2 protein-coding genes and 1 pseudogene are annotated in these 1,164 nt (G+C 62.8%); all 3 read left to right on the top strand.

Annotated features, from left to right (window positions below):
* Positions 1-280 (top strand): annotated as a pseudogene (locus I5W_RS33505) (lipid ABC transporter permease/ATP-binding protein); the annotation flags it as partial.
* Positions 267-452, top strand: a complete 186-nt coding sequence (locus I5W_RS17770) for a hypothetical protein (protein ID WP_252717089.1) — start codon at positions 267-269, stop codon at positions 450-452. The pseudogene I5W_RS33505 and the gene I5W_RS17770, both read left to right, overlap by 14 nt.
* Complete coding sequence (locus tag I5W_RS17765; RefSeq protein WP_034309811.1) at positions 449-793, top strand: GPW/gp25 family protein; 345 nt, start codon at positions 449-451, stop codon at positions 791-793. The genes I5W_RS17770 and I5W_RS17765 overlap by 4 nt, the downstream gene beginning before the upstream one ends.
* Positions 794-1,164 lie beyond the last annotated feature (371 nt).

The raw sequence follows: 1,164 nt of genomic DNA, 5'->3' as shown, positions 1-1,164 counted from the left end.
ACGGTTGATGCAAGGCCGCACCACCTTCGTCATCGCCCACCGCCTGTCCACCATCGAACGCGCCGACCGCATCGTGGTACTGGCGCATGGCCAGATCGCCGAGATCGGCACCCATCAGGAGCTGCTGCAAAAGGAAGGCGTGTACGCCAACCTGTACCGCCTGCAGTTCTCCCAGCAAAACGGCCCTGGTAAAAGCCGATGCGGTAACCGCCGACGCGCAGCAAACCACCTGCACCGGCGATGTCACCATCAAGGGCAATCTGGTAGTGGATGGCTTTAGTGCGCTGAACAATGGCGCCAAGGTCCAAGGCGGCGACGGTGGCGCCGCGATGGTCATCGATGGCCAGGTGCAAGCAACAGGCGACGTGATGGCCGGTGATATCAGCCTGCGCCATCACCCGCACGGCCAGGTCAAGCGCGGCGACGAACAATCGGGAGCGCCGCTGCCATGATCGCCATGAACGCCTCTACCGGCCGCAGCATGTCCCTGCTGGACCATATCCGCCAGTGCGTGCGCGACATTCTCATGACGCCGCTGGGCAGTCGCATCTACCGCCGCAACTACGGTTCCGAAATCCCCGAACTGATCGACCAGCCGCTGAATGGCGTTACCGTCATGCGCATCTATGCCGCCGTTGCCTATCGCCTGGCGCTATGGGAGCCGCGCATCTCGTTGTCGTCGGTCAATCTGAACCGGGATGCTACCGGCGCCGTGTCCGTGGTCTTGCAGGGCGTCACCAACGGCCTGGCCGTCGAATTCTCTGTGCAGGTCCGGGAAGGGACGGTGCAATGAGTTCGCCTATCGATCTGTCCCTGCTGCCGGCGCCGCAAGTGCTGGAAACCCTGGACTACGAGACCACCCTCGCCAATCGCAAAGCGGCTGTCCTAGCACTGCTGCCGGAAGAGCAGCGCGAGGCCGCCGCCAATGTACTGTCCCTGGAGTCCGAGCCGGCCACCAAGCTGCTGCAAGAAAACGCCTATCAAGAGCTGCTGCTACGCACCNGGGTGAACGATGCAGCCAAGGCGGTCATGCTGGCCTTCGCCATCGGCCCCCGACTCGATCAGATCGNCGCAAATACCAACGTCAAGCGCCTGGTGCTGGTCGAGGCTGATCCTGATGCCTCGCCGCCCGTGCCCAAAATGCTGGAAAGTGATGATGCCTAC

The sequence above is a fragment of the Herbaspirillum sp. B65 genome, from assembly GCF_000333555.1.
Taxonomy (GTDB): Bacteria; Pseudomonadota; Gammaproteobacteria; order Burkholderiales; family Burkholderiaceae_D; genus Herbaspirillum; species Herbaspirillum rubrisubalbicans.
The sequence above is the reverse complement of the archived record's forward strand: the minus strand, read 5'-3'. Positions and strand labels throughout refer to the sequence as shown.

What these genes read in the sequence shown, in the direction of transcription:
- I5W_RS17765 (WP_034309811.1), top strand. Translation starts at nt 449, where the DNA reads ATGATCGCCATGAACGCCTCTACCGGCCGCAGCATGTCCCTGCTGGAC.